We start from the raw sequence: 5,339 nt of genomic DNA on the forward strand, positions 1-5,339 counted from the left end.
ACGGCGTCCCCCGCCACCGGACCCACCCCGCCATCCCACCGAATGCCGCAGTTGCTGTTGCTTCGGCCGTTGCCGTTGCCTCTGCGGGTGCCGGGCGCCGCCCGGCCGAACCCCCCCATTCACTCAGTGTTAGCGGCCGCAGCCGGATCATCCCGCCGCCATGTCCCTCCGTCCCGCCCTTGTCGCGCTGTTGCTGCTGTCTGGCCTGTGGCCAGGGCTGGCCGCTGCGCGCACGGTCTACCGCTGCGTCCAGGGCAACACCGTCAGCCTGGCCACCGCACCGGAGCCCGGCTCGCGCTGCACGCCGAAGGAGATCGACGACAGCGCCGTGCAGACCCCCAACCTGTGGGGCAACATGGGCGTGTTCAGTGGCGTGCTGTACGAGCGCGAACAGGACGGCGTGCTGGTCTACTCCACCCGCAACCTGCCCGGTTCGCGGGTGTTCCTGAAGTTCACCGTGGCCACGCCACCGGGCGAACCGGCGCATGAAGGCCTGGGCAAGGTCGGCAAGCCCCAGCTGGCACAGCACGCCAAACAGTTCAAGGCGGCGGCCAAGGCCACCGGTGTCGACGATGCCTGGTTGCGGGCGATCGCCCATGCCGAAAGCAATTTCGACGCGCTGGCGGTGTCCAGCAAGGGCGCGCAGGGCGTGATGCAGCTGATGCCGGACACCGCGCTGGAATACGGCGTGCGCGACCCGTTCTCGCCGCAGCAGTCCATCGACGGCGGCGCCCGCTATATGCGCGCGCTGCTGCGTCGCTACAACGGCGACCGCCCGCTGGCAGCGGCCGCCTACAACGCCGGCATCGGTGCGGTGGCGCGCTACAAGGGCGTGCCACCGTATGCCGAAACCCTGGCCTACGTGGACAAGGTGATGGCCCTGTACACCCGCTATCGCGAGGCGATGGGCATCCGCATCGAAGTACCGGCGAAGTAGCCGGTGCTCAGCGCGATGTGGCGCTGCCCACCAGGTCGTAGCGCTCGATGCGACCGACGCGCGAGACTTCGGCCTGCACGTCGGCACGCTGCTTGAGCTCGCGCCACGCGGCATCGATGCGTACATCGCCCGGCAACGAGGGATACACGCGCATATCCTGCAGGCTGGCCAGCGCATCGCTGCGCTCCAGCGGCGAGCGCAACTGCTCGATCAGCACGCCTGCGGCCCCATCCAGATCACCTTCTTCCAGCAGCATCTCGCGATGGAACAGGCGCGCGTCCTTGCGCTGGGCGACGATGACCGCACGTGCAGCGGCGGCAGCGGCGGCATCACCGCGCTGGCGGGCAGCGGCGAATTGGATCACTGCCTGTGCGGCCTGGCCATAGCCGCTCAGATCGCTCAACGGGGCCATCGCGGCGCCTGCTTCCTGCGTCTTGCCCAGTGAGCTGAGCACGAAGGCGACGTTCATCTGGTGCTCCAGACCATCCGGCCCAAGCGTGCCGATGCGCGCGGCGAGCTTGGCCGTCTCCAGCACTTCATCGGTGCGCCCCAGGCGGCGCAGCGCCGCGACGCGGCTGTTGAGCAGCCACGCCAACCACTCCGCTTTGGCGGCGGACGGCGCCTGTCCTTGCGCAACGGCCTCGGCCAGATCATCGGTCAGTGCCAGGACTTCCTCGTTGCGGTCCAGCATCAGCAGCGTGCTGCTGAAATCCACCAGGCGTGCATCGAGGTCACCATCGAGCAGGCCCGATACACGCAGGGTGTCCAGATGGGCCTGCGCGGCCTTGACCGGATCGAAGCGTGCATCGTGGCGATCCACGTAGCGGTCGAAGCGCTTGTCGCTGCGCAAGCGGATCAGTTCGGCCGGGGTGTCGATGCGTGCCAGCGTGGCCGGGATGGCATCGCCGCGACCGTTGTCGGCCTGCAGCGTGGCCAGATCCAGCCACAGCCCGGTGGGTTCGGTGCCGGCGATCTTCCAGCCGTTGTCGAACAACGCCTGCAGCAGCGCCATGCGTTGCGCGGGCTGCTCGCGCAGGTGGTACTGCAGGTAGCTGACGGTATGGTGGTCGATTGCCAGCGGGCTGTCGGCACGCGCCAGCGCCTGTGTCAGATGCTCGAGTGCCGCTGCGGGTTGGTCATCGTTGAGGTCCAGCGAGACCAGTGTGGTCAGGATGCTTGCATCACCCGGCAACGCCAGCAGCGCCTGCTGCAGATAGCGCCGTGCCAGCGCGGGTTGCTTCTGCATGGCCGCCGTCCAGCCGGCAAACTGCGCGGCGCGACCGCGGCGCTCGGCATCGAAATCGGCCAGCAGCGGGCTGTCCATCAGCCGTTCCATGGCGATCAGCGCGGCCAGCGTATTGCCGCTGCGGGACTGCTCGATGGCTGTATCCCACTGCTGCGCGTACGCAGCATGCGAAGCGTCCATCGCTGCATCGGACGGAGGCTGCGAAGGAGACGTGGGCGTCCGCGGCACGTTCGCCGAGGCGGTCGTGCTGGTCAGCGCGGCAAGCAGCAGCGCGAAGAGTGGGGTACAGCGGGGCATGGTGGGCCTCCGTCCATGGAGCGGACATTGAACCTGCTGTGGCAGCGCAGGACAAGCGCTGTGAAAGGGCCCTGACCATCGGCCATGGCGCTGCGCGGACGCAGCCATTATCGTGCGTGGCTCTTCATGCAAGCACAGGCAAACGGAACGATGGCGCGGTGGCAAGGGATGGCGGTGGGTGCGGTGGTGGTGGCAACAGCGGTGGCCCTGGCGGCCACCTGGTGGGAATTCCCTGCCTCCGGCCCGCAGGTGCCGGCTGGCCCTGTACCGACGCCGCTGGCGTGGACCGCACAGATCGAGCTGCTGGCCGGCGACGGTCATCCGGGTGATCGCGATGGCGCCTCGGCGCAGGCACGCTTCGCCGACCCCTACGCGCTGCTGGGCAGTGCCGATGGCAGCGTTTACTTCACCGATGCCGGTGACAACAACCGCATTCGCCGCCGCCTGCCCGATGGCCGCATCGAAACGGTAGCGGGGCAGGGCGAGGGTCGTGTTGATGGGCCTGCCCTGCAGGCAAGTTTCAACACGCCTTCGGGCATTGCCGCCGATGCGCAGGGCAACCTGTATGTGGCCGACACCGGCAATCATGCGATCCGGCGCATCAGCACCGATGGCCAGGTGACCACGCTGGCAGGCGGCACCCAGGGCTTCGCCGATGGTCCCGCCGCACAGGCGCGCTTCGATGGGCCGATGGGCATCGCCGTGGATGCGCAGGGACAGGTCTATGTGGCCGATACCTGGAACGACCGCATCCGGGTGATCGGTACCGATGGCAACGTGCGTACGTTGGCCGGCGGCGACCGCCCGGGTTTCGTCGATGCGCTTGGCGCTGACGCTCGTTTCGATACACCGGTGGCGCTGGCCTTCGATGCGCACGGCGCACTGCTGGTGGCCGATCTGTTCAACAACGCGGTGCGTCGCGTCGGTGCCGATGGCACGGTCAGCACCGCGGTCGGCAAGGGTGAGGTCATCAATGGACCGTTGTCACTGGCCACCACGCATGACGGCGTGCTGTACGTGGGTGACCTGGATGGACGCATCGTGCAGGTGACCCCGCAGGGCCATCAGCTGGCACTGCTGGGCAATGACCGCCTGCCGCGCCTGGCGCGTCCCAGTGGTCTGGCGGTGGAGGCCGACGGCGCCCTGCTGGTGGCCGACTCCGCGGCTTATCGGCTGCATCGCCTGCGCCCGTTGCCGGTGGGTGAACTGCCCGCACCGGCGCTGGTGGGCCCGGCCTCGGATGCGGCGCTGCCGGACAGTGGCGGACGCTGGCCACTGGCACCGCAGGATGGCTGGCACGAAGTGGTCGGCACGCTCGGCGAGGTGCGCGGCACCTTCCAGGGCGAGAGCCGCCACCACCTGCACGGTGGCTTCGACGTGCGCGGCGATGTCGGCCAGACCGTGCTGGCGATCGCCGAGGGCAAGATCAGCAGCCCGATTGCCGCCTGGAGCCTGGGCGGACAGGCCGAAGGCCTGGCCGTGGACCGGTTGAAATACATCCACATGCGTGTCGGTCGCACGCCACGCGGCGAACCGTTCGACGCGCGCTGGCAGCCGCTGTACGCCGAAGACGGCACGCTGGAGCGGATCCGCGTGCGCCGCGGTACGCGCATCCACGTGGGCGACCGCCTGGGCAGCATCAACAACCAGGCGCATGTGCACCTGGCCGTGGGCAATGGCGGTTTCGAGACCAATGCGGTGGCGTTGGGGTTCAAGAACTATGCTGACCACTTCGCGCCGCGCATCACCGATGTGGCGCTGCTGGACGACAACGACCAGCCACTGGCCGCCGGCAGCGATGGCGTGGTGATGCTGGCCCGGCAGGGACGCGGCGTGCAGATCGTGGTGGAGGCCTGGGATCAGGTGGACAACAACCTGCCGCGTCGCCGGCTGGGGCCGTACCAGGTGGGTTACCAGATCCTCGATGCCGCCGGGCAGCCACTGCAGGGCTACGAGCAGCCGCGCTGGAACATCGTCTTCAACCGCATGCCACCGCAGAAGCAGGCGGTGAAAGTGGCTTACGCACCCGACAGCGGCATCACCGTGCATGGCAGCGCGGTCACCCGCTTCCGTTATCTGGTGACCAACACCGTGCGCGATGGGCTGATGGAAACCGGTCGCTGGCAGCCGGCGGCGTTGCCGCCGGGCGAGTACATCGTGCGTGCCAGTGCGCGCGACTACAGCGGCAACGAAGGCGTGGGCCCGCGCGACATCAGGGTACGGCTGCTGCCATAGCCGCGGCCGGGGCGCCGCAGCGTTCGCGCTCGGCGTCCATGTCTTCCAGCGGCCGCACCTCGATGCTGCCGAAGCGGGCCCACGGGAAGCCCTGGGCGATACGCATGGCCTCATCGCGGTCACGGGCGACGATCAGGTTGAAGCCGGCCAGCAGTTCGCGGGTTTCGGCGAAGGGGCCATCGAGCACCCGGCTGTGGCCATCGCGCACGCGCAGGGTCTGCGCCGATTCGATCGGCTGCAGTTTCTGCGCGGCCAGCAACGTGCCTTCGGCCTGCAGTTTATCGGCATGGGCGAGGCAGTCGCGCATCAACGTATTGAAGTCGTCGATGGGCAGTGTGCGCAGCAGTGATGGGTCGATGTAGATCAGAAGCAGGTACTGCTGCATGGCGGAGTCCTGGCGGGGGCGGGGGACCATGATCGCGCAGGTTTGCGCGGGGGCATGCTGCACTGCGAAAGGCAGAGCGGGAAGCGCGCCTTCGGCGGGGATCGGCGAACGGCGGGGCCCCTCCGTGGTGGAAGCACAAGCACAAGCATGAGCCATGGGATTGGCCGGGTGGGTAGGCGGGKCGGGGGACGCCGTGAACCCATCCCTGGGGGCTTGGCCGCGGCATCCATGCCGCGGAC

At 68.6% G+C, this 5,339-nt stretch carries 4 protein-coding genes; 2 read left to right on the forward strand and 2 right to left on the reverse strand.

The window, feature by feature from the left end:
* The first annotated feature begins 160 nt into the window (after positions 1-160).
* On the forward strand, positions 161-937 hold the full coding sequence (locus AB4Y84_RS12160) for a lytic transglycosylase domain-containing protein (protein WP_442244730.1): 777 nt from the start codon (positions 161-163) through the stop codon (positions 935-937).
* A gap of 7 nt (positions 938-944) precedes the next feature.
* On the opposite strand, the gene AB4Y84_RS12165 is transcribed toward AB4Y84_RS12160, so the two are convergent.
* Positions 945-2,480, reverse strand: a complete 1,536-nt coding sequence (locus AB4Y84_RS12165; protein ID WP_442244731.1) for a hypothetical protein — start codon at positions 2,478-2,480, stop codon at positions 945-947.
* A 150-nt stretch (positions 2,481-2,630) separates the two neighbouring features.
* Between AB4Y84_RS12165 and AB4Y84_RS12170 the strand changes: the two genes are divergently transcribed.
* Positions 2,631-4,715: an SMP-30/gluconolactonase/LRE family protein gene (locus AB4Y84_RS12170; RefSeq protein WP_442244732.1), complete on the forward strand. Its 2,085-nt coding sequence runs from the start codon at positions 2,631-2,633 to the stop codon at positions 4,713-4,715.
* On the opposite strand, the gene AB4Y84_RS12175 is transcribed toward AB4Y84_RS12170, so the two are convergent.
* Positions 4,693-5,100 carry a YciI family protein gene (locus AB4Y84_RS12175; protein ID WP_049464203.1) on the reverse strand — a complete coding sequence of 136 codons (408 nt, stop codon included), beginning with the start codon at positions 5,098-5,100 and terminating at the stop codon, positions 4,693-4,695. The two genes, AB4Y84_RS12170 and AB4Y84_RS12175, sit on opposite strands and share 23 nt — an antisense overlap.
* Between the last annotated feature and the right edge of the window lie 239 nt (positions 5,101-5,339).

The sequence above is a fragment of the Stenotrophomonas sp. 2YAF22 genome, assembly GCF_052114665.1.
Taxonomy (GTDB): domain Bacteria; phylum Pseudomonadota; class Gammaproteobacteria; order Xanthomonadales; family Xanthomonadaceae; genus Stenotrophomonas; species Stenotrophomonas indicatrix.

Coding starts and splice junctions, on each gene's coding strand:
- AB4Y84_RS12160 (WP_442244730.1), top strand. CDS start 161: ATGTCCCTCCGTCCCGCCCTTGTCGCGCTGTTGCTGCTGTCTGGCCTG.
- AB4Y84_RS12165 (WP_442244731.1), bottom strand. CDS start 2,480: ATGCCCCGCTGTACCCCACTCTTCGCGCTGCTGCTTGCCGCGCTGACC.
- AB4Y84_RS12170 (WP_442244732.1), top strand. CDS start 2,631: ATGGCGCGGTGGCAAGGGATGGCGGTGGGTGCGGTGGTGGTGGCAACA.
- AB4Y84_RS12175 (WP_049464203.1), bottom strand. CDS start 5,100: ATGCAGCAGTACCTGCTTCTGATCTACATCGACCCATCACTGCTGCGC.